Consider the following 25,528-nt stretch of genomic DNA (forward strand, 5'->3'; position numbering starts at 1 on the left):
CCATCAGGCGGACAGCACGTCCGGCGGCCCCGCGCCGCGCGGCACAATGGCACCCATGAGCACGCCCGACACCTCCAGCGGCCTCGACCCGGCGATCGCAGCCCGGCTCAAGCGGTCCGCGGACGGCCTGATTCCCGCCATCGCGCAGCAGTACGACACCGGTGAGGTGCTCATGCTCGGCTGGATGGACGACGAGGCCCTGCATCGCACCCTCACCACCGGACGCTGCACCTACTGGTCCCGCAGCCGCCGCGAGTACTGGGTGAAGGGCGATACTTCCGGCCATTTCCAGCACGTGAAATCAGTCGCGCTGGACTGCGACGCGGACACCCTCCTCGTCAAGGTGGACCAGGTGGGCGCCGCCTGCCACACCGGCGCCCGTACGTGCTTCGACGCCGACCAGCTCCCGCTCTCGAACTAGGCAGGTCCCAGACCATGGATCTCGATACGTTCCGCAAGCTCGCGGTCGACCGCCGCGTCATCCCGGTCAGCCGCAGGCTGCTGGCCGACGGCGACACCCCCGTGGGCCTCTACCGGAAGCTCGCCGCCGAGCGCACCGGCACCTTCCTCCTGGAGTCCGCCGAGAACGGGCGGTCCTGGTCCCGGTACTCCTTCATCGGCGTGCGCAGCGACGCCACCCTCACCGCGCACGACGGCCAGGCCCGCTGGATCGGCACCCCGCCCGTCGGCGTGCCCGTCGACGGCGACCCGCTGGAGGCCCTGCGCCGCACCATCGAGACCCTGCACACCCCCCGCGACCTGGACGCCTTCGTGGACGGGGTGCTGCCCCCCTTCACCGGCGGCATGGTCGGCTACCTCGGCTACGACATCGTCCGCCGCCTGGAGCGCATCGGCGACCACGGCACCGACGACCTGCAGCTCCCCGAGCTGACCATGCTCCTCACCTCCGACCTCGCGGTCCTCGACCACTGGGACGGCTCGGTCCTCCTGATCGCCAACGCGATCAACCACAACGACCTCGACTCCGGAGTGGACGAGGCCTACGCCGGCGCCGTGGCCCGCCTCGACGCCATGGAAGCGGACCTCGCCCGCCCCGCCCCGTACGCCCCGGCCCCGCTGCCCGCCTCCGAGCTGCCCGGTTTCGAAGACGGCACGGTCAGCGCGCTGTGGGGCGGCGAGTCGTACCGCAAGGCCGTCGACGACATCAAGGAGCGCATCCGGGCGGGCGAGGCCTTCCAGGTCGTGCCCTCGCAACGGTTCGAGACGCCCTGCCACGCCTCCGCCCTCGACGTCTACCGGGTGCTGCGGGCCACCAACCCGTCCCCGTACATGTACCTCTTCCGCTTCGACGGCTTCGACGTGGTCGGCTCCAGCCCGGAGGCCCTCGTCAAGGTCGAGGGCGGGCAGGCCATGCTGCACCCCATCGCCGGCACCCGGCACCGCGGCGCCACCCCGCAGGAGGACCACGACCTCGCCGAGGAGCTGCTCGCCGACCCCAAGGAGCGCGCCGAGCACCTGATGCTCGTCGACCTGGGCCGCAACGACCTGGGACGGGTCTGCGAGCCCGGCTCCGTGGAGGTCGTCGACTTCATGTCGATCGAGCGCTACTCGCACGTCATGCACATCGTCTCGACCGTCACCGGCAAGGTCGCCGAGGGCCGCACCGCCTTCGACGTGCTGACCGCCTGCTTCCCCGCCGGCACCCTGTCCGGCGCGCCCAAGCCGCGCGCCATGCAGATCATCGAGGAGCTGGAACCCTCCCGCCGCGGCCTGTACGGCGGCTGCGTCGGCTACCTCGACTTCGCCGGGGACTCCGACACCGCCATCGCCATCCGCACCGCCCTGCTGCGCGACGGCACCGCCTACGTACAGGCCGGAGCGGGCGTCGTCGCCGACTCCGACCCGGTCGCCGAGGACAACGAGTGCCGGAACAAGGCGGCCGCCGTGCTGCGCGCGGTGGGCGCCGCGAACCGCCTCCACCAGCGCTGACCCGGGCGTTCGGCGGACCTGGACCCGGGGCCGCCGGACCCGTAGGGGATAGTGGTGTACGTGAGTGCCGTACCCCAGCCCCGATCCGATGCCGAGAGCGCGGCGGCAGCAAGCGGTGACCCCGCTGCCGCCGCCGCCCGCGGCAGCCGCCGCAGCGTCGCCGCCGCCCTGCTGACCGGCGCCCTCGGCGCCACCGTCGTCCTGCTCGCCTCCGGGCGGACCTGGGCCCGCGGCACCGCGGACGTCGGCGGCGGAACGCTCCGGCTGGCCACGGACGGCACCAACGTCACACAGGTGCCCGCGGCCCTCGCCATCGTCGGCCTGGCCGCCCTCGTCGCCGTCTTCGCGGTACGGGGCCCCGGCCGCGTCCTGGTCTCCGCCCTGCTCGCGCTGAGCGGCGCGGGCGCCGTCGCGGCCGCCGTGTTCGGCGCCGCCGACCGCGCCGCCCTCGACGCCGAGGCCGCCCGCACCACCGCGGACACCGCGGCCGCCGCGGCCGGGCTCACCCACACCGCCTGGCCGTACGTCACGGCCGTCGGCGGCGTGCTGATCCTGCTGGCGGGCCTGCTCGCCCTGCGGTTCGGCAAGGGCTGGCCCGCCATGGGCGGCCGGTACGAGCGGGACGGCGCCCCGCGCACCCGCACGGCGCCCGTCCGGGTGGACCCGGACCGGCCCGAGGACCTGTGGAAGGCCCTCGACCGCGGTGAGGACCCCACCGGCTGACCGCCGGACCCCACCGACCCTCCCCCCTTCCCGCCCGCCCCCACCCCCGGCAAAGACCAGGGGCACGGGTGCGGGACAATGAGATCCGAGCGTGCGACACACCACGTTCGACAGAGCAACGAGGAGCAACTCATGGCGGGCAGCAGCCACGGACACACCCCGGCCGCCTGGACCGGTGTCACCATCGCCTTCATCGGTTTCTGCATTTCGGGCGCCTTCATGGTCATGGCCAACCCGCTCGGCTTCTGGGCCGGCCTGATCGTCGTCGCGCTCGGCGGTGTCGTCGGCCTCGCGATGAGGGCCGCGGGCATGGGCGCCAAGAAGCCGGTCCGCTCCCTCACGGAGGCGGGCGCGAAGGCGTAACGCCCCCGTCCGGGCAGTTCTCGGAGAGGCGCAGCCCCCAGGGCTGCGCCTTTCCGCGCAACCGGCGAGAATCACCGGGTGGACGCCACTCCTACGCCGCCCGGGCCCGCCGCCGGGGCCGCACCCGCCCCCCAGGGCCCGCCGGCCCCCGCCGCGCCGGCCCCGCCCGCCGGGGCGCCCCGCAGCGCCCGGGTACGCCGTCTGGGCGCGCCCCTGCTCTCCCTCGCGGCCGTCGCCGCCGCCTTCGCGTACGTCGCCACCGTCGACCCCAACGAACCCGGCCACTACCCGGTCTGCCCACTGCTGCGGCTCACCGGGATCCTGTGCCCCGGCTGCGGCGGACTGCGCAGCGCCCACGCGTTCGCCCACGGCGATCTTCCCGCCGCGCTCGGGGCGAACGCGCTGGGCGTCGCGGCCTATTTCCTCTTCGCGGGCTTCACCGCGCTGTGGCTGGTTCGCGCCTGGCAGGGAGGGTCCAAGCCCGTGCCGGCCTTGAAACCGGCGTACTGGTGGGCCGTGGGGGCCCTCGTCGGGGTCTTCACGGTTGTCCGAAACCTGCCCTTCGGCAGCGCCCTGGCCCCCTGAGCGCCCGGCGCCCGGCACCAGAAGCCCGTATTCCGAATGTCCAGGTGCTGGGACGCCGTCAACCACATGCGGAGGGCAAGCCCTCCTGCGGATACCATTTGAATTGCCGACCTTGCTGTTGCCCGTCAACCGCGAAGCCGGCCGACCATCGTCACCGACCCGGAAGGGGGCCGCTCGCGTGAGTGTGCTCGACGAGATCATCGAAGGGGTCCGCGCCGACCTCGCAGAGCGGCAGGCGCGGGTCAGCCTCGACGAGCTCAAGGAGCGCGCCGCCAAGGCGCCCCAGGCGAAGGACGGCGTCGCGGCCCTGCGCGGCGACGGCGTCAAGGTGATCTGCGAAGTCAAGCGCTCCAGCCCCTCCAAGGGCGCGCTGGCCGCGATCGCCGACCCGGCCGGACTCGCCGCCGACTACGAGGCGGGCGGTGCGGCCGTCATCTCGGTCCTCACCGAACAGCGTCGTTTCGGCGGTTCCCTGGCCGACCTGGAAGCCGTGCGCGCCCGGGTCGACATCCCGATCCTCCGCAAGGACTTCATCGTCACGGCGTACCAGCTGTGGGAGGCCCGCGCCTACGGCGCCGACCTCGCGCTGCTGATCGTCGCGGCCCTGGAGCAGGAAGCCCTCGTCTCCCTCATCGAGCGGGCCGAGTCCATCGGACTCACCCCGCTGGTCGAGGTGCACGACGAGGAAGAGGTGGAACGGGCCGTCGCCGCGGGCGCCAAGATCATCGGCGTCAATGCGCGCAACCTGAAGGACCTCAAGGTCGACCGCTCGACCTTCGGGCGGGTCGCCCCCGAGATCCCCGCGGGGATCGTCAAGATCGCCGAGTCCGGCATCCGCGGACCGCACGATCTGATCGCCTACGCCAACGAGGGCGCGGACGCCGTGCTCGTGGGCGAGTCCCTGGTCACCGGACGCGACCCGAAGGCGGCCGTCGCCGACCTCGTCGCCGCCGGCGCCCACCCGGCACTGCGGCACGGCCGGAGCTGACCCTGCCATGACCGTCCGCCCCCGCCCCGGCGCCCACACCCGGCCGAGCCTGCGCTCCGCCTCGGTGTCCGCCGTCGCGACACACCACGCGCCCCTGGCGCGCGGCTGCCGCCCGCGCGGCTGCCGCGCCCCGGCGCGCCGGGTGCACGGGCGGCGGGTCCGGTACGTGATCGGCTCGGAGCCCGGCCAGGTCGACGGCATGCGATGGCGCGCCGGCGCTGCGCTGTAGCGAGGAACAGGGCCGGACGCCCCGAGCGCCCCGCCCGCGTGCACTGACACCCGTACCCGGACCGGCCAGCGCCGGCCCGCACGGGTGCTCGCCACCCCCGGACCGGCCCCGCGCCGCCCGGACGGGTGCGTACGCCCGCACGGCAAGGGGGCCGGTCTCCCGTGCCCCTTGTTCCTCCCGCGGCCCGTGGCGGCCCCGCCGCGCGGGTATCCGGCGCATACGGTGACTCCAGCCGATCGCTCCCGAGAGGTACCGCAATGTCCAGCGAGTTCTTCATTCCAGACCTGGAGGGTCAGGTCCCCAGCGCCGAGGGCTACTTCGGCGACTTCGGCGGCAAGTTCATCCCGGAGGCCCTCGTCGCCGCCGTGGACGAGGTCGCCGTCGAGTACGAGAAGGCCAAGCACGACCCCGCCTTCACGGCCGAACTCAACGACCTGATGGTCAACTACACCGGCCGCCCCAGCGCCCTGACCGAGGTGCCGCGCTTCGCCGAGCACGCCGGCGGCGCCCGCATCTTCCTCAAGCGCGAGGACCTCAACCACACCGGCTCGCACAAGATCAACAACGTGCTGGGCCAGGCGCTGCTCACCAAGCGCATGGGCAAGACCCGCGTCATCGCCGAGACCGGCGCCGGCCAGCACGGCGTCGCCACCGCGACCGCCTGCGCCCTGTTCGGCCTCGAATGCACCATCTACATGGGCGAGGTCGACACCCAGCGGCAGGCCCTGAACGTGGCCCGCATGCGGATGCTCGGCGCCGAGGTCATCGCGGTGACGTCCGGCTCCCGGACCCTCAAGGACGCGATCAACGAGGCGTTCCGCGACTGGGTCGCCAACGTGGACCGCACCCACTACCTCTTCGGCACGGTCGCGGGCCCGCACCCCTTCCCCGCCATGGTCCGCGACTTCCACCGGGTCATCGGCGTCGAGGCCCGCCGCCAGATCCTGGAGCGCGCCGGCCGGCTGCCCGACGCCGTCGCGGCCTGCGTCGGCGGCGGCTCCAACGCCATCGGCCTCTTCCACGCCTTCGTCCCCGACGCCGGGGTGCGCCTGGTCGGCTTCGAACCGGCCGGCCACGGCGTGGAGACCGGCGAGCACGCGGCCACCCTGACCGCGGGCGAGCCCGGCATCCTGCACGGATCCCGGTCGTACGTCCTCCAGGACGAGGAGGGCCAGATCACCGAGCCCTACTCGATCTCGGCGGGCCTCGACTACCCGGGCATCGGCCCGGAGCACGCCTACCTCAAGGACAGCGGCCGCGGCGAGTACCGCGCGGTCACCGACGACCAGGCCATGCAGGCGCTGCGGCTCCTGTCGCGCACCGAGGGCATCATCCCGGCCATCGAGTCGGCGCACGCCCTCGCGGGCGCCCTCGACCTGGGCAAGGAACTGGGCAAGGACGGACTCCTCGTCGTCAACCTGTCCGGCCGCGGCGACAAGGACATGGACACGGCGGCCCGCTACTTCGGGCTCTACGACGCCGAGGGGGAGCAGAAGTGAGCCAGGGGAACATCCAACTGCTGAGCGACACCCTCGCGAAGGCGAAGTCCGAGGACCGCGCCGCCCTCGTCGCCTACCTGCCGGCGGGCTTCCCGACCGTCGACGGCGGCATCGAGGCCGTCAAGGCGGTCGTGGCGGGCGGCGCGGACATCGTCGAGGTCGGCCTGCCGCACTCCGACCCGGTCCTCGACGGCCCGGTCATCCAGACCGCCGACGACATCGCCCTGCGCGGCGGAGTCAAGATCGCCGACGTGATGCGCACGGTCCGCGAGGCCCACGCCGCCACCGGCGCGCCGGTGCTGATCATGACCTACTGGAACCCGATCGACCGCTACGGCGTGGAGCGCTTCACCGCCGAGCTGGCGGCCGCGGGCGGGGCCGGGTGCATCCTGCCCGACCTGCCGGTCCAGGAGTCCGCGCTGTGGCGCGAGCACGCCGAGAAGCACGGTCTCGCGACCGTCTTCGTGGTGGCGCCGAGCAGCAAGGACGAGCGGCTCGCCACCATCACGGAGGCCGGCAGCGGCTTCGTGTACGCGGCCTCGCTGATGGGCGTCACCGGCACCCGCGCCTCGGTCGGCGCGCAGGCCCAGGACCTGGTCCGGCGCACCCGCGCCACCCCCGCCGCCCACCGTGGCCTGCCGGTCTGCGTGGGCCTGGGCGTCTCCAACGCCGAGCAGGCGAAGGAGGTCGCGGGCTTCGCGGACGGTGTGATCGTCGGCTCGGCCTTCGTGCAGCGCCTGCTGGACGCGCCGGACCTCGCGACGGGCCTGGAGTCCGTACGGGAACTGGCCGCCGAGCTCGCCGAGGGCGTACGGCGGAGCTGAGCGCACGGTGACGGAACGCCGGGTTCTGTAGCCCGATCGGGTGGAACCGGGACCGGGGAGGCACGCGAGTGCCTCCCCGGTTCGTTTGCGGGACGTGAGTGAGAAGAACCCTGAAGCGAAGCGGTCGGCCCGGGAGCGGCTCCATGTGGAGCGCGAGCGGCAGAAGGCCAAGGACAAGCGCCGGCGGACCCTCGTGGTCGCCGGAGCGGTGGTCGGAGTGCTCGGCCTCGCCGCCGTCGTCGGCCTGATCGCGGCGAATGCGGGGAAGGACGGCGGCAAGTCGACGGCCGGACCGGTCGTCGCCCCCTCCGGCGCGACCGGCAAGGACGCCCTGGCCATCCAGACCGGCAAGGACGCGGCGAAGTCCACCCTGACGGTGTGGGAGGACTTCCGCTGCCCGGCGTGCAAGTCCTTCGAGGACGGCTACCGCGCCACCATCCACGAGCTGGAGGCCAAGGGGCAGCTCAAGGTCGAATACCACCTGGTGACCCTGATCGACGGGAACATGGGCGGCAGCGGCTCACTGAAGGCGGCGAACGCGGCGGCCTGCGCGCAGGACGCCGGCAAGTTCTCCGCCTACCACGACGTGCTGTTCGTGAACCAGCCGGCCGAGACCGACGACGCGTTCGCCAAGAACTCCAAGCTGATCGAGCTGGCAGGCAAGGTGCCCGGGCTCGACACCCCGACCTTCACCAAGTGCCTGGAGGACGGCACCCACAACGCGTGGGTGAACAAGTCGTACGAGGCCTTCCGGGCCGGACAGTTCCGCGGCACGCCGACCGTGCAGCTCGACGGCAAGGACATCTTCGCCGACCAGGCGAACCCGCTGACCCCGGCGAAGCTCAAGGCGAAGGTGGAGGCCGCCGCCAAGGGCTGAGCGGGTGCGGCGCCCGACCGCGCCGTGTGTGGATTTGGTTTCACCTTGCCGGGCGGGTTGCCTTCGGTACCGCCCGGCAAGGTAGCGTCGGTCCTGCCATGGAACTTGCTTACATTCCCAGCCCGTCGACCGGTGTGATCCATCTCGGACCGGTCCCGCTGCGCGGCTACGCGTTCTGCATCATCATCGGCGTCTTCGTCGCCGTCTGGCTCGGCAACAAGCGCTGGATCGCGCGCGGCGGCAAGCCGGGCACGGTCGCCGACATCGCCGTGTGGGCCGTGCCCTTCGGCCTGGTCGGCGGACGCCTGTACCACGTGATCACCGACTACCAGCTGTACTTCAGCGAGGGTGAGAACTGGGTCGACGCCTTCAAGATCTGGGAGGGCGGCCTCGGGATCTGGGGCGCGATCGCGTTCGGCGCGGTCGGCGCCTGGATCGGCTGCCGCCGCCGGGGCATCCCGCTGCCGGCCTGGGCGGACGCCCTGGCGCCCGGCATCGCGCTGGCGCAGGCGGTCGGCCGCTGGGGCAACTGGTTCAACCAGGAGCTGTACGGCCGGGCCACCGACCTGCCCTGGGCCCTGAAGATCGACGAGGGCCCGAACCGGGTCGCGGGCACCTACCACCCGACGTTCCTGTACGAGTCGCTGTGGTGCGTGGGCGTCGCGCTGCTGGTCATCTGGGCCGACCGCCGCTTCAAGCTGGGCCACGGGCGGGCGTTCGCGCTGTACGTCGCGGGGTACTGCGCGGGGCGCGGCTGGATCGAGTACATGCGCGTCGACGAGGCGCACCACGTGCTGGGCCTGCGCCTGAACGTGTGGACCGCCATCGTGGTCTTCGTCCTCGCGGTCACCTACTTCATCCTCTCCGCCCGCCTGCGACCGGGGCGCGAGCTGGTCGTCGAACCGGAGCCGGGGCCGGGCACGGGCCCGGCGAAGACCGATGACGAGGCGGGAGAGGCCGACTCTGCGGAGGCCGACTCCGCGGAGGTGGCCTCCGCCGAGGCCGACCCCGCGGAGGGCGACCCCGCCAAGGGTGACTCCGTCAAGGGTGACTCTGCGAAGGGTGACTCCCTCAAGGGGGACCCTGCGAAGGGTGACTCTGCCAAGGGCGACTCCGCGAAGGCTGACCTCGACAAGGCTGACTCCGCGGAGGGCCACTCCGTGAAGGGTGACTCTGCCGAGGCCGACTCCGTGAAGGCTGACTTCGCCAAGGGCGATTCCGCCAAGGCCGACCCCGCGGATGGCGATGGCGGGGCCGACGCGGGTGGCGATGCCGAGGGTGTTGTGGTCGGGGAGCCGGCTGCCGAGGCCAAGAAGCTCTGAGTCGAGCGCCGAAGAGGCCGGTCACCCCCAGGGGGTGACCGGCCTCTCGCGTGCCCGGGCCCCCTCGTTCAGCCGGGCGGGCGCCTGCGCTGTGGCGGGAACCCCCAGCCTCGCCGGCGTTTGAGGCGCGGGGTTTGGGGCGGAGCCCCAGGACTGCAACCCGGCTGGCGCCGGGCACCGGGCTCCGCCCGGACCCGCGCCTCAAACGCCGGCGAGGCTGGATGGCGCCGCCCAGGCGGGGGGTTGCCACCCGGGTGGCTGGCGAGGCTGGAGGTTGCTCCCGAGGCAGGAGGTTGCCGCTCGGGTGGCCGGCGAGGCTGGAGATGCCCCCGGCATCGGTGGGCTGGAGGTGCGCCGCAGGCGGGCGGTGGGGGGTCAGGGGGTTCGGGTGGAGAGGGCGAGGACCTGGTGGGCGGCGGCCACTACCGCGGGGTCGACGAAACGGCCGTCGGGGAGCGCGGCCGCCCCCGGGGCGGCCCGGGCGGTGTCCAGGATCTGGCGCGCCGCGTCCACCTCCGCCGCCGAGGGAAGGAACGCCCGCTCGATCACGGGCAACTGCCGGGGATGGATCGCCGCCCGCCCCAGGAAGCCCAGCGCCCGCCCCCGCGCGCAGGACACCGCGAGCCCGTCGAGGTCGCGTACGTCCGGGTAGACAGACTGCGCGGGCGCCGGCAGCCCCGCCGCCCGGGCCGCGACGACGACTCGGGAGCGGGACCAGTCCAGGCCTTCGTCCGAGACCAGCCCCAGGTCGGCCCGCAGGTCCGCCTCGCCCAGCGCCAGCCCGCGCAGCGCCGGGTGCGCCCGTGCGATGTCGAAGGCCCGCTCGATGCCGAGCGCCGATTCCAGCAGGGCGTACAGGGCCGTGCCCCCGGTGCGCTCCGCGACCCACGCCACCGACGCCGGTTCGGTGATCTTGGGGAGGCGGAGGGCGGAGACCCCGCGCAGGCCGGCCAGCGCCGCCAGGTCCGGCTCGGCCCAGGGCGATTCCAGGGCGTTCACCCGGACGTGCACCGGCACGGCGGGGTGGGTGCCGAGCAGCTCGGCGGTGGCGGTCCGGGCGTACTCCTTGCGGTCAGGGGGCACCGCGTCCTCCAGGTCCACGATCACCACGTCCGCGCCGGACCCGATCGCCTTCGCGACCACCTCCGGCCGGTGCCCGGGCGCGTACAGCCAGGTCAGCGGGGTCTCGTGGACGGTCACAGGACGCCTCCCGCGCGCAGTGCGGCGATCTCGTCGGCGGTCAGTCCCAGCTCGGACAGCACCGCGTCGGTGTCCGCGCCGTGCGGGCGGCCCGCCCAGCGGATGCCGCCGGGGGTCTCGGACAGCCGGAACAGGACGTTCTGCATCCGCAGGGACCCCAGTTCGGGGTCGGCGACCTCCGTGACCGTGTCCAGCGCCGCGAACTGCGGGTCCGCCATCACGTCCCGTACGTCGTACACGGGCGCCACCGCCGCCTGCGCCTGCTCGAACGCCGCGAGCACCTCGTCCTCCTTGTGGCGGGCGATCCACCCGCCGACCGCCTCGTCGAGCGTCTCCGCGTGCCGGGCGCGGCCGGTGCCGGTCGCGAACCACGGCTCGGCGATCAGCTCCGACCGCCCCACCAGCCGCATCACCCGCTCCGCGACGGACTGGGCGGACGTCGACACCGCCAGCCAGCGGCCGTCCGCGGTGCGGTACGTGTTGCGGGGGGCGTTGTTGGTGGACCGGTTCCCGGTCCGCGGCTGCACGTAGCCGAGCTGGTCGTACCAGAGCGGGTGCGGGCCGAGCACGGTCAGGATCGGCTCGATGATCGCCAGGTCCACCACCTGGCCACGGCCGGTACCGGCGCGCGCGGCGAGCGCCGTCATGACCGCGTACGCCGTCGCCAGCGCGGCGATCGAGTCCGCGAGCCCGAACGGCGGCAGGGTGGGCGGGCCCTCCGGCTCGCCCGTCATCGCCGCGAAGCCGCTCATGGCCTCCGCGAGGGTCCCGAAACCGGCGCGGTGGGCGTACGGGCCGAACTGCCCGAAGCCCGTGACCCGGGTCAGCACCAGCCGCGGGTTGGCGGCGGACAGCTCAGGCCAGCCCAGCCCCCACTTCTCCAGGGTGCCGGGACGGAAGTTCTCGATCAGGACGTCGGCGGAGGCGGCCAGCCGCAGCAGCACGTCACGGCCGCCGGGCGTGGACAGGTCCAGGGTCATGGTCCGCTTGTTGCGGCCGAGCATCTTCCACCACAGGCCGATGCCGTCCTTTGCGGGGCCGTGGCCGCGGGACGGATCGGGGCGGTGCGGATGCTCGATCTTGACGACCTCGGCGCCGAAGTCGCCGAGCATCGTGGCGGCGAGCGGCCCCGCGAACAGCGTGGCGAGGTCCAGGACCCGCAATCCGGCCAGCGGGGGAGCCGTACCGGTCGCCGGGTCGGCCGTCGTGTCGGCCGCCGTACCGGCCGTCGTGTTCATGAGCGGTGCTCCGCGGCGAGAGCGTCGATCTCGGCGCGTTCCGGCATCGAGGCGGAGGCGCCCGGCCGCTGCACCGACAGCGCGGCCGCCGCCGACGCCCAGCCCAGCGCGTCCCGCATCGGCCGACCCTCGCCCAGCGCGACGGCGAGCGCCCCGACGAAGGTGTCCCCGGCGGCCGTGGTGTCCACCGCCCGCACCCGCAGACCCGGCACGGTGTACGGGTCCGCGCCGCGCGCCGCGTACAGGCAGCCGGCCGCGCCCAGCGTGATCACCACCTCCGGCACGTCGTGCAGCAGCGCCGCGGCGGCCTGGAGCGGGTCGGTGAGACCGGTCAGCGCGGCCGCCTCGTGCTCGTTGGGCACCAACAGGTCGGTCGCGGCGAGCAGTTCGGCGGCCAGCGGCTGGGCGGGCGCGGGCGTCAGCACCGTGCGCACCCCGTGCGCGCGGGCCGCCCGGGCGCCCGCGAGCACGCCGGCCGGCGGCAGCTCCAGCTGGAGCAGCAGCGCGCCCGCGCCGGCGATCCGCTCCTCGTCGCCCGCTTCGAGCGCGGTGACCGTGCCGTTGGCACCCGGCACCACCACGATCGCGTTGCCGCCCTCGTCGTCCACCGTGATGTGGGCCGTGCCGCTGGCCCCCTCCACGGTCCGCAGCCCGGCCGTGTCCACGCCGGCCCCGGCCAGCACGGCCCGCAGCCGCACCCCGGACTCGTCCGCGCCGACCGCCCCGATCATCGTCACCGCCCCGCCCGAACGGGCCGCGGCCAGCGCCTGGTTGGCCCCCTTGCCGCCGGGGATGGTACGGAACTCGCGGCCCGTGACGGTCTCGCCGCGGCGCGGGGCCTTGGCCACGTACGCGACCAGGTCCATGTTCGCGCTGCCGAGCACGGCGATCCGGGGGCGGCCGGGGGATGCGGGCGGTGTCATTGGAGCGCTGCCTCCTGTGCGGTGAGGGTGGCCAGGGTGTCGAAGCCGATGCCGTCGAAGCCGGCGACGGTGGTGGCGAGACGGTTGCGGAGCGGGGCCGTCCAGTGTGCGGGCAGGGCCCGTACGGAACCGGCCAGCAGGCCCGCGAGGGAGCCCGCGGTGGCGCCGTTCGAGTCGGTGTCCCAGCCGCCGGACACGGCCCGGCACACCGAAGCGCCGAAGTCGCCGTCGGCGTGCGTGAGGGCGGCGGCGATCAGGGCGGTGTTGGGGACGGCGTGCACCCAGTGCAGGTGTCCGTAGCGGGCGTGCAGGAGGTCCGCGACCCGGTCGAAGTCCGGGTGCGCGCAGGCCGCGTCGATGCCGAACCGGACCGCCTCGGCGAGTCGCGAGCGGGGTGGCACCACGGCCAGCCCGGCGCGCAGCGCGTCGTGCACGTCACCGCTCCCGGCGGCGGCCCGGGCCAGCGCGGCCGCCGCGAACATGGCCGCGTACACACCGTTCGCGGTGTGCGTCAGGCGGGCGTCGCGGTACGCCTGCCGGGCGGCGGCCGCGGGATCGCCCGGATTGGTCCAGCCGTGGACGTCGGCGCGGATCAGCGCCCCGATCCACTCGCGGAACGGATTGTGACGGGTGGCCGTGAGCGGCGGCTCCAGACCGAGGAGCAGGTTGCGGTACGCGACGCGCTCGGCGGTGAACGTACGCCCGGCCGGCAGCTCGTCCAGCCAGACACGGGCCACGTCGGCGGTGGTGAACCCCTTGCCGTGCCGCTGGAGGAGCCGCAGACCCAGCAGCGGGTAGTTGAGGTCGTCGTCCTCGGGCGCGCCGTCGATGTTCTCGGCGAGGGAGGTCGGCGCGCTGCGCCGGTTCCAGGGGTACGCGGCCAGCAGCTCCGCGGGCACCCCCTTCTCGGTGAACCAGGAGGTCAGGGGCCAGTTGCCGGCGGCCTGTGCGAGCGCCCGGATGGCGTGCAGCGGCAGCTTCTCGACGGGCTTGCCGAGCACGCACCCGACGGCCCGCCCCACCCACGCGGCTTCCAGCCGCGCCACGAACGCGGCCCGGGGCGGGTCCCCGGCCGCGGGCCGCGGTCCCGCGCCGGGCCTGCCGCCCGGCCGGCGGTCCGGCCCGTGACGCCCCCGCCGGTCCGGCTCGGAGTGCCTGGCGTGGTCCTGCCCGGTGTCCGACGGGCCGGGGCCGTCGGCCGGCCAGTGGGGGCAGGCGGTGGTGATCGCCGACAGGGTGGTGGGCTCGCGCGCGGCCAACGGGGAGGGGAGGGCGTCGAGTTCGGTGAGCAGGCGCAGGGCCAGGGCGCGCAGCCCGGGAGCGGGCGCGCCGGTGGAGGCCCCGGCCCGCTCCGGTGCGGGCCGGCCGCCCGCGGCGAGCCACGCGCGCCGCCACGGTTCCGCGTCCCGCCCGTCCTCGGCCGCCTGCCGCAGCTCGTGCCCGACCAGGTCCTCCGGCTGCGCCCAGGTCAGCCGCAGCGGCCGCGCGGGCTCCGGCTGCGACAACGGCGTCCGTGCCGGCGCGGGCCCCGGCGATGACGTCGGCGTCGGCTCGAGCGATGGCGGCGGTGGCGACGGCGGTGACGGCGACGGTTGTGACGGCGACGGCGCGGGGGGACCGGGCGGCGGGGTCATCGGGGGGTCGCGATCGTGGTGAAGGCCGACTCGTGGGCGCGGCGCCGGGCGAGGTCGCGGTCGAAGACCTCCCGGGCGACCTCGGCGAGCGCGGCCGCCGGGGCGTGCAGGTCGAGCCGGCTGGCCTCCGCGACCTGCTTCGACCAGGCGGCGGGCACCGCGGACTCGCCGCCCAGGGCCCCGGCGATCGCCCCCGCCATGGTGGCGGTCGAGTCGCAGTCCCGGCCGTAGTTGACCGCGCCCAGGACGGCGGGCTCGTACGCCCCGCCGGCGACCAGCAGCATGCCGAGGGCGACCGGCAGCTCCTCGATGGAGTGCAGCCGGGAGGGCCGCCGGGCGGCCAGCGACGGGGCGCGGTAGTCCGGGCCGACCGAGTCGAAGGGGGCGACGGCCGTCCGCAGCGGCGCCAGCGCCGACTCGAAGTCCGTGTGCCGCACGGCCACTTCGCAGACCGCCTCGATCGCCGACCGGGTGCCGTCCTTGGCGAGGGCCAGCGCCGTCTCCACCACGGCGGCGGCCGTCGCGCCCGGCACGCAGGCCGCCGCGACCGCGGCCGCGAACACCCCGGCGGCCTCCCGCCCGTACGAGGACTGGTGGGCGCCGGCGATGTCGAGGGCCTCGGCGTAGGCGCCTTCCGGATTGCCGGCGTTGACCAGTCCGACCGGCGCCATGTACATCGCGGCGCCGCAGTTGACGATGTTCCCGCTGCCCGCCTCGCGCGGGTCCACGTGCCCGTAGTGCAGGCGGGCCACGATCCACTTCTCGGCCAGGAAGACGCGGTGCAGGGGGAGGGCTTCCGCTTCCAGTTCCGGGATCCAGCGCGGGGTGGAGATCAGATCGGGCACCAGGTGGTCGGCGACCGCGTACGCGTCGAGGTGGTCGCGCACCTTCTCGTAGACGCGGACCAGGGCGTGCGTCATCAGGGTGTCGTCCGTGACGTGCCCGTCGCCCTTGTGGTATGGCGCGATCGGGCGCGCCGTACGCCAGTCGTCGTGGAAGGGGCCGACGATGCCGTGCACCCGGCCGCCGTGCCGTTCGGCGATCTGGTCGGGGGTCCAGCCCTCCACCGGGCCGCCGAGCGCGTCGCCGACGGCCGCGCCGACGAGGACGCCGGCCGCCCTTTCCTCCAGAGTGAGCGTCATGTCTGAATCATCCCTTGGGTGAGGTCAGTTCCGAGCGTGCGAGCAGCCCGGCGAGTTCCACGAGATCGGTGCCGGCGAGGCGGGGGAGCACACAGCCGGACAGGGTCCGGCAGGCCTCGCGCCAGCCGACGGGCAGCGCGTCGCCGCCGCCGAGCGCGCCGGTGAGCGCGCCGGCGAGGGCGGGCGCGGAGTCGGCGACCCGGGACAGGCAGGCGGCGGCCGGCACCGCCTCGGTGACCCGGCCGCGGGCCGCCGTGGCGAGTGCGAGGGCGACCGGCACGGTCTCGGCGGCCGCGATGCCGTAGCTGTAGACGTGGTCGACGATCTCGTGCTCCAGGGTGGGGACGAGGGCGAACGCGCCGCTGTCCGGGGGCAGCGCTCGGGCCAGTTTCACGGCGTGCTGGGCGTTGCGGCCGATCTCCGTGGACTCGGGGAGCTGGCCCAGGGCGGCCGCGACGGCGCCGTCCACGTCGGCCCCGCCGAGCGCGGCGGCGACCGCGGCCGCCATCGCGCGGGCCCCGTGCACCCCGTCCCCGTCCTGGGTGTAGCGGGCGTCGAACTCGGCCAGTTCGGCGGCGGCTTCGGGATCACCGGGGTGCACGACCGCGAGTACGGCCGCCCGCACGCAGGCCGCGTCGTCGAAGTAGTGCGGGTTGTCGTGCCCGGTCGCGGGCGGCCGCAGCCCGGCCGCGAGATTGCCCAGGCCCGCGCGTACGGAGATCCGGGCGCGCAGCGGCAGCACGGCGGACTCCACCTCGGGGGCGCGTTCGGCGGCCGCCGCGACCTCGCTGGCCAGGGCGTTCCAGGCGAGGTCGATGGCCGCGCGCATCCGCCGCGACCGGGAGAGGTCGCTGAGCAGGGAACCGGCGGCGGTGAGCACCGACTCGGCGACGAAGGCGGCCCATTCGGCGTCGTCGGAGGGGCCCAGGCGGAGCGGTTCGGGCGGCTGGTTGAGGGCGATCGGCACGGGGAGGGTGGTGGTGGCGTTCTGCTCCGCGAAGGTGTCGAGCTCGCGGGTGAGGCGGCGGGTCCACTCGGGCATCCGCGAGGCGCGGTGCCGTGCGGCCGGCCACCCGGCGGCGTCCCCCGCGGCGAGCCCGAGCAGCAGCCCCTCGATCCGCCGGGGCCCGGCCGCTGCTGCCGGTGCCGGTGCCAGTGCCGGTGCCGTCGCCGCGCCCGTGCCCGCGTGCCCGTTCACCTTCCCGTTCAGCTCGTCCCCGTTCACCTCGCCGTCCACCTCTCCCTCCGGTTTCCGGTCCGCCGGCAGGCCGGGGTGCGGCTCGCAGGCGACCGGGTCGGTGGGCAGCGGGGGGCGCGGGGCGGCGTAGGGCGGCGGCGTCATCGGGCAGGCTCGCTTTCCGGGGTGAGGAGGTCGGCGATGTCCAGGACGTGGTAGCCGCGCATCGACGGCAGGCAGCTGCCGCGGACCGGGCCGATGACCGAGGACCACTCCTCGGGGATCGCCGAGACCCCGGACAGCGCGCCGGACAGCGCGCCCGCCACGGCGGCGGTGGTGTCCGCGTCGCGGCCCATGTTGACGGCGGTCAGGACGGACTCCGAGAACGCGCCGCGCGCGGCCGCGAAGGCGCCGAAGGCGAGTCCGACCGCCTCGGGCGCCAGGTCCGTCCAGGGGTAGCCGCCGATCACCACGGCGGACCGGACGGCCCGTTCGCCGCGCGGCGCGGCCGTCACCGCCCGCCGCAGCGAGCGCGCGGTCCAGGAGTCGGAGGGGATGACGGACAGCGCGGCGGCGACCACCGCGGCGGCGCTGCCGCCGGCCATGGCGGCCGCGACCCCCGCGGCGACGGCCTGGCCGCCGTAGATTCCCTCGCCGTCGTGGCTGACGCAGCCGTCGATGGCGACGAGCCGGGCCGCCTCCGCGGGACGGCCGGCCGCGAACACGCCGAACGGGGCCGCCCGCATCGCCAGCCCGTCGCTCCACGCGTGCCGGTGCTGGGCGGAGATCGGGGCGGCCAGCCCGCGCCGCAGGTTCTCCAGGGTGCCGCGCTCCGAGAAGCCGGCCCCGCGGAACGGCCCTTCGTCGAGGTCGGCGATCCAGTGGTGCCAGGCCCGTTCCACATGGGCGACCGTCAGGGCCGAACCGTGCCGCGCGAGCAGCAGCCCGGAGAAGATCGCGTACTCCGTGTCGTCGGTACCCGCGGGATCGTCCGAGACGAACCCCTCGATCCGGCCCCACCGGGCGCGGATCTCCGACGGCTTCATGTTCTCCGCAGGGGCGCCGAGCGCGTCACCGACCGCGAGCCCCAGAAGAGCGCCCCTCGCCCGTTCGAGGAGGACTTGCGGATTGCATGCAATCAGCTCCATGGCGCGCCTCTCGACTTGATGGGACTCATCATGAGCCCTTGGGGGATTTGTGCCATGACAGTGGGTTTGTCGGTCGGCGCGAAACACCCCGGTCACCCGGTCGCCAGCGGCCAAAACCCCAGGTAAGTACGGCCTACCTTGCTGGCGGGCGCCGAAAATCGTGCGTAGTTTCGAGGTGTTGGGGGAGAGCCGGATGCCTCATGGCTTCCGCATGCGCAAAAGGGGAGTAAAGCCACATGTCCATCATCGACGTCGAAGCACCGCTGCACGAGGCCCACCGCGACAACCACACGCACCGCGATGTGAACGGCGGATGGCTGCGGCCGGCGGTCTTCGGAGCGATGGACGGCCTGGTCTCCAACCTCGCGCTGATGACCGGTGTGGCGGGCGGCGCGGTCGCCCCGCAGACCGTCGTCATCACCGGCCTGGCCGGTCTCGCCGCCGGCGCCTTCTCGATGGCGGCCGGCGAGTACACCTCCGTGGCCTCGCAGCGCGAGCTGGTCCAGGCGGAACTGGACGTCGAGCGCCAGCAGTTGCGCAAGCACCCGATCGACGAGATGGAGGAGCTCGCCGAGCTCTACGTCTCCCGCGGCGTCGAGCCCGCCCTCGCCCGCGAGGTGGCGATGCAGCTGTCCCGCGACCCGGAGCAGGCGCTGGAGATCCACGCCCGCGAGGAGCTGGGCATCGACCCGGACGACCTGCCGTCCCCGATGGTGGCCGCCGTCTCCTCCTTCGGCTCCTTCGCGCTCGGCGCGCTGCTGCCCCTGCTGCCGTACCTGCTCGGCGCCACCGCCCTGTGGCCCGCGGTGCTGGCGGCGCTGGCCGGCCTCTTCGCCTGCGGCGCGGTCGTGGCCCGGGTCACCGCGTCCACCTGGTGGTACAGCGGCCTGCGCCAGTTCGCCCTCGGCGGCGCGGCGGCCGCGGTCACGTACGGCATCGGCGCGCTGATCGGCCACACGGTCGGCTGATCGCCGCACGAAGGACGGTCGAGGCCGCCCGGAGGCCGCCGGCAGCCCCGGCGGCCTCCGGGCGGCCTCGCTCGTGCACCGGACAGGCCGTACGGGCGGAAGTGCGGGATCGTGGTGCGGGACCGTGTGTGACGTACGCCCCGGCACGCCGGGGCCGTCCGCCCTAGGCCGACCGCCGCGAAAGTGAGACACTATGCGTCGCACAACATAAGTAGTCCATTACCCGGCCGTTTCGATCCTGTGTACGCCGGGCATGAGACGAACGCGCGTGGGCAAGGGTGCCCATCTCGCGCCCCCCAGGACCCCGAACTCGCGATCAGCCCGTGAGGGTCCCACTTTTCTGCCTCGCGCAACCTGCGTGGTGGCCGCCGCGGTGTCCGCATGCTGGAATGCAGTATCCGGCTACCGGGATTGCGGTCATCATGTAACCTGCACGAAATTTCGCAGAGGGCCAACGTCGTCCCTCGGCTATTGCATATGCCACGACGACGACGGGAGAGCCGATGCGTTCCGCATCCACGCACTCCGCGACCGGCCCCAGCACCACTGCCTGGTCGCCCATGGACGGTCGCCCCGCCCAGCAGGGCATGTACGACCCGCGCAACGAGAAGGACGCCTGTGGCGTCGGATTCGTGGCGAACCTCACCGGCGAGGCCACCCACACCCTCGTTGAGCAGGCACTGACCGTACTGCGGAACCTCGAGCACCGCGGCGCCACCGGATCCGAGCCCGACTCGGGCGACGGCGCCGGCATCCTGTCCCAGGTCCCCGACGCCTTCCTCCGCGAGGTCGCCGGATTCGAGCTCCCCGAGGCCGGCGCGTACGCCGTCGGCATCGCCTTCCTGCCCGCCGACGGCTCCGCACAGGCCGTCGCGCAGATCGAGGCGATCGCAGCCGAGGAGAACCTCACGGTCCTCGGCTGGCGCGAGGTCCCCGTGACCCCCGACCTGCTCGGCAACGGCGCCCGCGCCACCATGCCGGCCTTCTCCCAGCTGTTCGTCTCCGGCGGCGGCGCCACCGGCATCGAGCTGGACCGCACGGCCTTCGTGCTGCGCAAGCGCGCCGAGCGCGAGGCCGGCGTCTACTTCCCCTCGCTCTCCGCCCGCACCATCGTCTACAAGGGCATGCTGACCACCGGCCAGCTGGAGCCTTTCTTCCCGGACCTCTCCGACCGCCGCTTCGCCTCGGCCGTCGCCCTGGTCCACTCGCGCTTCTCCACCAACACCTTCCCGTCCTGGCCGCTGGCCCACCCGTACCGCTTCGTCGCGCACAACGGCGAGATCAACACGGTCAAGGGCAACCGGAACTGGATGAAGGCCCGCGAATCCCAGCTCGCCTCGGAGGTGTTCGGCTCTGCCGACAACGGGCGCGACGGCTCTGCCGACAACGGGCGCGACGGCTCTGTCGGCGGCGCGGCGAAGCTGGAGCGGATCTTCCCGATCTGCACCCCCGACGCCTCCGACTCGGCGTCCTTCGACGAGGTCCTGGAGCTGCTCCACCTCGGCGGCCGCTCGCTCCCGCACAGCGTGCTGATGATGATCCCGGAGGCGTGGGAGAACCACACCTCCATGGACCCGGCGCGCAGGGCGTTCTACCAGTACCACGCCACGATGATGGAGCCGTGGGACGGCCCGGCGTGCGTCACCTTCACCGACGGCACCCAGGTCGGCGCGGTCCTCGACCGCAACGGCCTGCGCCCCGGCCGCTACTGGGTCACCGACGACGGCCTCGTTGTCCTCGGCTCCGAGGTCGGCGTGCTCGACATCGACCCGGCCAAGGTCGTCCGCAAGGGCCGCCTGCAGCCCGGCAAGATGTTCCTCGTCGACACCGCCCAGAAGCGGATCATCGAGGACGACGAGATCAAGGCCGAGCTTGCCGCCGCCGCGCCGTACGCGGAATGGCTCGAAGCCGGCGAGATCGAGCTCGAGGACCTCCCCGAGCGCGAGCACATCGTGCACACCCACGCCTCGGTCACCCGCCGCCAGCAGACCTTCGGGTACACCGAGGAAGAGCTGAAGATCATCCTGGCGCCGATGGCCCGCACCGGCGGCGAGCCGCTCGGCTCCATGGGTACGGACTCCCCGATCGCGGCCCTGTCCGAGCGCCCCCGGCTGCTCTTCGACTACTTCACCCAGCTGTTCGCGCAGGTCACGAACCCGCCGCTGGACGCCATCCGCGAGGAGCTCGTCACCTCGCTGCGCTCCCACATCGGCCCGCAGGCCAACCTGCTGGAGCCGACGGCCGTGTCCTGCCGCAACGTCATGCTGCCGTTCCCGGTGATCGACAACGACGAGCTGGCCAAGCTCATCCACATCAACGCCGACGGCGACATGCCCGGCATGACGGCCGTCACGCTCTCCGGCCTCTACCGGGTCTCGGGCGGCGGCGACGCCCTCGCCGCCCGGATCGACGCCATCAAGGCCGAGGCCGACGCCGCCATCGCGGGCGGCGCCCGTCTGATCGTCCTCTCCGACCGCCACTCGGACGCCGAGCACGCGCCGATCCCGTCGCTGCTGCTCACCTCCGCGGTGCACCACCACCTCATCGCCACCAAGCAGCGCACCCAGGTGGGCCTGCTGATCGAGGCCGGCGACGTCCGCGAGGTCCACCACGTGGCCCTGCTGATCGGCTACGGCGCCGCCGCGGTCAACCCGTACCTGGCCATGGAGTCGGTCGAGGACCTGCTGCGCGCCGGCACGTTCCTCTCCGAGGTCGAGCCCGAGCAGGCCATCCGGAACCTGATCTACGCCCTCGGCAAGGGCGTCCTGAAGGTCATGTCGAAGATGGGCATCTCCACCGTGGCCTCGTACCGCGGCGCCCAGGTCTTCGAGGCCGTCGGCCTCGACCAGGACTTCGTCGACACGTACTTCAACGGCACCGCCACCAAGATCGGCGGAGCCGGCCTGGACGTCGTCGCCAAGGAGGTGGCCGCCCGCCACGCCAAGGCGTACCCGGCCTCCGGGATCGCCCCGGCGCACCGCGCGCTGGAGATCGGCGGCGAGTACCAGTGGCGCCGCGAGGGCGAGCCGCACCTGTTCGACCCCGAGACGGTCTTCCGCCTCCAGCACGCCACGCGCAACCGCCGGTACGACATCTTCAAGAAGTACACGGACCGCGTGAACGAGCAGTCCGAGCGCCTGATGACGCTCCGCGGCCTGTTCGCCTTCAAGGACCGCGAGTCGATCTCCATCGACGAGGTCGAGGCGGTCTCCGAGATCGTCAAGCGCTTCTCCACCGGCGCCATGTCGTACGGCTCCATCTCCCAGGAGGCGCACGAGACCCTCGCCATCGCCATGAACCAGCTGGGCGGCAAGTCCAACACCGGTGAGGGCGGCGAGGACCCGGACCGCCTGTACGACCCGGCGCGCCGCTCGGCGATCAAGCAGGTCGCCTCGGGCCGCTTCGGCGTCACCAGCGAGTACCTCGTCAACGCGGACGACATCCAGATCAAGATGGCCCAGGGCGCCAAGCCCGGCGAGGGCGGCCAGCTGCCCGGCCACAAGGTCTACCCGTGGGTCGCCAAGACCCGGCACTCCACCCCGGGCGTCGGCCTGATCTCCCCGCCGCCGCACCACGACATCTACTCCATCGAGGACCTGGCTCAGCTGATCCACGACCTCAAGAACGCCAACCCGGTCGCCCGCATCCACGTGAAGCTGGTCTCCGAGGTCGGCGTGGGCACGGTCGCCGCCGGTGTCTCCAAGGCCCACGCGGACGTCGTCCTCATCTCCGGCCACGACGGCGGTACGGGCGCCTCCCCGCTCACCTCGCTCAAGCACGCGGGCGGCCCCTGGGAGCTCGGCCTCGCCGAGACCCAGCAGACCCTGCTGCTCAACGGGCTGCGCGACCGGATCGTCGTCCAGACCGACGGACAGCTCAAGACCGGCCGCGACGTCATCATCGCCGCGCTGCTCGGCGCCGAGGAGTTCGGTTTCGCGACCGCGCCGCTCGTCGTCTCCGGCTGCGTCATGATGCGCGTCTGCCACCTGGACACCTGCCCGGTCGGCATCGCCACCCAGAACCCGGTCCTGCGCGACCGCTTCTCCGGCAAGGCCGAGTTCGTCGTGAACTTCTTCGAGTTCATCGCCGAGGAGGTCCGCGAGATCCTCGCCGAGCTGGGCTTCCGCACCCTGGAAGAGGCCGTCGGCCACGCCGAGCTCCTCGACACCACCCAGGCCGTACGGCACTGGAAGGCGCAGGGCCTCGACCTGGAGCCGCTCTTCCACGTGCCCGAGCTGCCCGAGGGCGCGGTCCGCCACGCGGTCGTCGCCCAGGACCACGGCCTGGAGAAGGCCCTGGACAACGAGCTGATCGAGCTGGCCGCCGACGCCCTGGGCGCGGCGACCGCCGAGGAGGCACAGCCGGTCCGGGCGCAGCTCGCGATCCGGAACATCAACCGGACCGTCGGCACCATGCTCGGCCACGAGGTCACCAAGAAGTTCGGCGGCGCGGGCCTGCCCGCCGACACCATCGACCTCACCTTCACGGGTTCGGCCGGCCAGTCCTTCGGCGCGTTCCTGCCGAGCGGTGTCACCCTCCGCCTGGAAGGCGACGCCAACGACTACGTCGGCAAGGGCCTCTCCGGCGGCCGCGTCGTGGTCCGTCCCGACCGGGGCGCCGACCACCTGGCCGAGTACTCGGTCATCGCGGGCAACACCATCGGCTACGGCGCGACCGCGGGCGAGATGTTCCTGCGCGGCCGCACCGGCGAGCGCTTCTGCGTCCGCAACTCCGGTGCGCTGGTCGTCTCGGAGGGCGTGGGCGACCACGGCTGCGAGTACATGACCGGCGGCCGGGCCGTCGTCCTCGGCGAGACCGGGCGCAACTTCGCGGCCGGCATGTCGGGTGGTGTCGCGTACGTGATCGACCTCAACCGCGACCACGTCAACGTCGGCAACCTCGACGCGATCGAGGGCCTGTCCGACGAGGACGCGCAGTGGCTGCACGATGTGGTGCGCCGCCACCACGAGGAGACCGGATCCACCGTCGCCCGGTCCCTCCTCGACGGCTGGGACACCGAGGTGACCCGCTTCAGCAAGATCATCCCGACCACGTACAAGGCAGTGCTCGCCGCCAAGGACGCCGCTGAGCGGGCCGGACTCTCGGAATCCGAGACCACCGAGAAGATGATGGAGGCGGCGACCCATGGCTGACCCGAAGGGCTTCCTCACCACCCCCCGCGAGACCGCCTGCACCCGTCCGGTGGCCGAGCGGCTCAAGGACTGGAACGAGGTCTACGTTCCGGGCTCGCTGCTGCCGATCATCAGCAAGCAGGCCGGCCGCTGCATGGACTGCGGCATCCCGTTCTGCCACAACGGCTGTCCGCTGGGGAACCTGATCCCCGAGTGGAACGACTTCGCGTACCGCGAGGACTGGTCGGCGGCGGCGGACCGGCTGCACGCGACGAACAACTTCCCGGAGTTCACGGGCCGCCTGTGCCCCGCTCCCTGTGAGTCGGCGTGCGTGCTCGGCATCAACCAGCCGGCCGTCACCATCAAGAACGTCGAAGTCTCGATCATCGACAAGGCCTGGGACAACGGCGACGTCACCCCGCAGGCGCCCGAGCGGCTGTCCGGCAAGACCGCCGCCGTCATCGGCTCGGGCCCGGCCGGTCTGGCCGCCGCCCAGCAGCTGACCCGGGCCGGCCACACCGTGGTCGTGTACGAGCGCGCCGACCGCATCGGCGGGCTGCTGCGGTACGGCATCCCCGAGTTCAAGATGGAGAAGGTGCACATCAACCGCCGCATCGAGCAGATGCGCGCGGAGGGCACCAAGTTCCGCACGGGCATCGAGGTCGGCCGCGACGTCACCGCCACCGACCTGCGCAAGCGGTTCGACGCGGTCGTCATCGCGGCGGGCGCGACCGTCTCCCGCGACCTGCCGGTCCCGGGGCGCGAGCTGGGCGGCATCCACTTCGCCATGGAGTACCTGCCGCTCGCCAACAAGGTCCAGGAGGGCGACTTCATGGCGCCCCCCATCACGGCCGAGGGCAAGCACGTGATCGTCATCGGCGGCGGCGACACCGGCGCGGACTGCGTCGGCACCGCCCACCGCCAGGGCGCCCTGTCGGTCACCCAGCTGGAGATCATGCCGCGCCCTTCGGAGGAGCGCCCGGCCGCGATGCCGTGGCCGACCTTCCCGATGCTGTACAAGGTCACGTCGGCGCACGAGGAGGGCGGCGAGCGGATCTACTCCGTCTCCACCACCCACTTCGAGGGCGACGAGGACGGCAACGTCAAGGCCCTGCACCTGGTCGAGGTCGAGTTCGTGGACGGCAAGCTGACCCAGAAGCCGGGCACCGAGCGGGTCCTCCCGGCCCAGCTGGTCACCCTGGCCATGGGCTTCACCGGCACGGACCAGGCCAACGGCCTGGTGCAGCAGTTCGGCCTGGACCTCGACGAGCGCGGCAACATCGCCCGCGACGCGTCGTACGCGACCAACGTCGACGGCGTCTTCGTCGCCGGTGACGCGGGCCGCGGCCAGTCCCTGATCGTGTGGGCCATCGCGGAAGGCCGCTCGGCCGCCCGCGGCGTGGACCGCTTCCTGACGGGCGCCAGCACCCTCCCGTACCCGGTCAAGCCCACGGACCGCTCCCTGATGGTCTGATCCTCCGGCCCCTCCCCTCCGGGGGAGGGACTCGGCAGCACCTCGCAGTACCCCTCCCTCCCGGAGGACCCCTCAAACGGCCCGTACAACGAAGTACGGCACCCCGACACAGCGCCCGCCATGTCCCCGACC

20 protein-coding genes and 1 pseudogene are annotated in these 25,528 nt (G+C 73.5%); 14 read left to right on the plus strand and 7 right to left on the minus strand.

Going from position 1 to position 25,528, the window contains the following annotated elements; translation table 11 throughout:
* Positions 1–46 precede the first annotated feature (46 nt).
* The 11 genes and pseudogenes from hisI to lgt all read left to right on the plus strand — a co-directional run.
* Positions 47–421 carry a phosphoribosyl-AMP cyclohydrolase gene (gene hisI, locus OG764_RS26045; protein ID WP_443056047.1) on the plus strand — a complete coding sequence of 125 codons (375 nt, stop codon included), beginning with the start codon at positions 47–49 and terminating at the stop codon, positions 419–421.
* 14 nt (positions 422–435) lie between these two features.
* A complete protein-coding gene (locus OG764_RS26050) occupies positions 436–1,950 on the plus strand; it encodes an anthranilate synthase component I (RefSeq protein WP_328970853.1) in 1,515 nt (504 codons plus the stop codon).
* Between the two features lie 51 nt (positions 1,951–2,001).
* The gene (locus tag OG764_RS26055; RefSeq protein ID WP_328970854.1) at positions 2,002–2,673 is read left to right on the plus strand and encodes a TIGR02234 family membrane protein; all 672 of its coding nucleotides are present in this window, start codon (positions 2,002–2,004) and stop codon (positions 2,671–2,673) included.
* Between the two features lie 132 nt (positions 2,674–2,805).
* Positions 2,806–3,036, plus strand: a complete 231-nt coding sequence (locus tag OG764_RS26060; RefSeq protein WP_328970855.1) for an HGxxPAAW family protein — start codon at positions 2,806–2,808, stop codon at positions 3,034–3,036.
* A 78-nt stretch (positions 3,037–3,114) separates the two neighbouring features.
* A complete protein-coding gene (locus tag OG764_RS26065; protein ID WP_328970856.1) occupies positions 3,115–3,621 on the plus strand; it encodes a DUF2752 domain-containing protein in 507 nt (168 codons plus the stop codon).
* Positions 3,622–3,799: 178 nt separating this feature from the next.
* A complete protein-coding gene (gene trpC / locus OG764_RS26070; RefSeq protein ID WP_328970857.1) occupies positions 3,800–4,609 on the plus strand; it encodes an indole-3-glycerol phosphate synthase TrpC in 810 nt (269 codons plus the stop codon).
* A 7-nt stretch (positions 4,610–4,616) separates the two neighbouring features.
* Positions 4,617–4,838, plus strand: coding sequence for a tryptophan biosynthesis modulator TrpM (trpM, locus tag OG764_RS26075; protein ID WP_328970858.1), 222 nt, complete (start codon positions 4,617–4,619; stop codon positions 4,836–4,838).
* 257 nt (positions 4,839–5,095) lie between these two features.
* Positions 5,096–6,337, plus strand: coding sequence for a tryptophan synthase subunit beta (trpB, locus tag OG764_RS26080; RefSeq protein ID WP_328970859.1), 1,242 nt, complete (start codon positions 5,096–5,098; stop codon positions 6,335–6,337).
* Positions 6,334–7,161, plus strand: a complete 828-nt coding sequence (gene trpA, locus OG764_RS26085) for a tryptophan synthase subunit alpha (protein WP_328970860.1) — start codon at positions 6,334–6,336, stop codon at positions 7,159–7,161. The genes trpB and trpA overlap by 4 nt, the downstream gene beginning before the upstream one ends.
* Before the next feature lie 94 nt (positions 7,162–7,255).
* On the plus strand, positions 7,256–8,038 hold the full coding sequence (locus tag OG764_RS26090; protein ID WP_328970861.1) for a DsbA family protein: 783 nt from the start codon (positions 7,256–7,258) through the stop codon (positions 8,036–8,038).
* 98 nt (positions 8,039–8,136) lie between these two features.
* Positions 8,137–9,102, plus strand: a pseudogene (gene lgt / locus OG764_RS26095) (prolipoprotein diacylglyceryl transferase); the annotation flags it as partial.
* Between the two features lie 633 nt (positions 9,103–9,735).
* On the opposite strand, the gene OG764_RS26100 reads toward lgt, so the two are convergent.
* The 7 genes from OG764_RS26100 to OG764_RS26130 form a co-directional block, all read right to left on the minus strand.
* Positions 9,736–10,560 (minus strand): HpcH/HpaI aldolase/citrate lyase family protein, encoded by an 825-nt coding sequence (locus tag OG764_RS26100; RefSeq protein WP_328970862.1) that lies wholly within the window; start codon positions 10,558–10,560, stop codon positions 9,736–9,738.
* Complete coding sequence (locus OG764_RS26105) at positions 10,557–11,798, minus strand: CaiB/BaiF CoA transferase family protein (RefSeq protein ID WP_328970863.1); 1,242 nt, start codon at positions 11,796–11,798, stop codon at positions 10,557–10,559. The genes OG764_RS26100 and OG764_RS26105 overlap by 4 nt, the downstream gene beginning before the upstream one ends.
* Positions 11,795–12,721, minus strand: a complete 927-nt coding sequence (rbsK, locus tag OG764_RS26110) for a ribokinase (RefSeq protein WP_328970864.1) — start codon at positions 12,719–12,721, stop codon at positions 11,795–11,797. Before rbsK ends, OG764_RS26105 begins: the two co-directional genes overlap by 4 nt.
* A complete protein-coding gene (locus OG764_RS26115) occupies positions 12,718–14,226 on the minus strand; it encodes an ADP-ribosylglycohydrolase family protein (RefSeq protein ID WP_328970865.1) in 1,509 nt (502 codons plus the stop codon). The genes rbsK and OG764_RS26115 overlap by 4 nt, the downstream gene beginning before the upstream one ends.
* A gap of 125 nt (positions 14,227–14,351) precedes the next feature.
* Positions 14,352–15,497 (minus strand): ADP-ribosylglycohydrolase family protein, encoded by a 1,146-nt coding sequence (locus OG764_RS26120; protein WP_328970866.1) that lies wholly within the window; start codon positions 15,495–15,497, stop codon positions 14,352–14,354.
* Positions 15,498–15,504: 7 nt separating this feature from the next.
* Positions 15,505–16,839, minus strand: a complete 1,335-nt coding sequence (locus OG764_RS26125) for an ADP-ribosylglycohydrolase family protein (RefSeq protein ID WP_328970867.1) — start codon at positions 16,837–16,839, stop codon at positions 15,505–15,507.
* Positions 16,836–17,822 carry an ADP-ribosylglycohydrolase family protein gene (locus OG764_RS26130; protein ID WP_328970868.1) on the minus strand — a complete coding sequence of 329 codons (987 nt, stop codon included), beginning with the start codon at positions 17,820–17,822 and terminating at the stop codon, positions 16,836–16,838. The genes OG764_RS26125 and OG764_RS26130 overlap by 4 nt, the downstream gene beginning before the upstream one ends.
* 236 nt (positions 17,823–18,058) lie before the next feature.
* On the opposite strand from OG764_RS26130, the gene OG764_RS26135 reads away from it, so the two are divergent.
* The 3 genes from OG764_RS26135 (at position 18,059) to OG764_RS26145 (ending at position 25,396) form a co-directional block, all read left to right on the plus strand.
* A complete protein-coding gene (locus OG764_RS26135; RefSeq protein WP_328970869.1) occupies positions 18,059–18,790 on the plus strand; it encodes a VIT1/CCC1 transporter family protein in 732 nt (243 codons plus the stop codon).
* A 560-nt stretch (positions 18,791–19,350) separates the two neighbouring features.
* On the plus strand, positions 19,351–23,943 hold the full coding sequence (gltB, locus tag OG764_RS26140) for a glutamate synthase large subunit (RefSeq protein WP_328973173.1): 4,593 nt from the start codon (positions 19,351–19,353) through the stop codon (positions 23,941–23,943).
* Positions 23,936–25,396: a glutamate synthase subunit beta gene (locus OG764_RS26145; RefSeq protein WP_328970870.1), complete on the plus strand. Its 1,461-nt coding sequence runs from the start codon at positions 23,936–23,938 to the stop codon at positions 25,394–25,396. The genes gltB and OG764_RS26145 overlap by 8 nt, the downstream gene beginning before the upstream one ends.
* Positions 25,397–25,528 lie beyond the last annotated feature (132 nt).

Origin of the sequence: Streptomyces sp. NBC_00239, assembly GCF_036194065.1 — a bacterium.
Classification (GTDB): Bacteria; Actinomycetota; Actinomycetes; order Streptomycetales; family Streptomycetaceae; genus Streptomyces.